This window comes from Oleiphilus sp. HI0117, assembly GCF_001635235.1.
Window position 1 is genome coordinate 1 of the sequence record NZ_LWGA01001452.1, and the last position, 614, is coordinate 614.

1 protein-coding gene is annotated in these 614 nt (G+C 45.9%); it reads left to right on the top strand.

Annotation, left to right across the window (positions count from 1 at the left end; genetic code table 11):
* Positions 1-51: 51 nt before the first annotated feature.
* Positions 52-614, top strand: a 563-nt coding sequence (locus tag A3757_RS24315; RefSeq protein ID WP_231878379.1) for an AMP-binding protein, incomplete at its 3' end; no start/stop codon positions are given.

Here is a 614-nt window from a genome sequence, read left to right on the forward strand (position 1 = left end):
TTCTGTTATTTTTATACCTCTGGTACGACCGGGCTGCCGAAAGCGGCTATTTTGACTCATGGACGTTTTATGAAAGCCTTTGGTGGTGCGGGACTGGCATGTTTACAGCTGACACCGCGTGACCGAGCTTATGTGACCTTGCCATTTTATCATGGTACAGCCTTGGTAGTTGCATGGGGCAGTGTCTTGGCTGGTGATGCCTGCTTGGTTATGGCGCGACAATTCTCTGCTAGTAGATTTTGGTCTGAGGTAAGACGAACGCAAGCAACTGCTATTTGTTATGTTGGTGAGTTGTGTCGCTATTTGATGTCTCAGCCAGAAAGTGCTGATGATAAAAATCATCAGGTAAGAATGATTTTTGGTAACGGTTTGCGAGCAAACCTGTGGGCGGGTTTTAAACAGCGCTTTGGTGTCGATAAGGTGATGGAGTTTTATGGCTCTAGTGAGGGGAATGTAGGTTTTCTCAATATATTCAATCATGATTTTACCGTTGGCTTCACGACAATCCCTTACGCCATTGTCGAGTATGATTTAGAAGAAGATTGTCCAGTCAGGCATCACGATGGCTTCCTGCGACGGGTCAAAAAAGGACAGGCGGGATTACTATTGGGTGA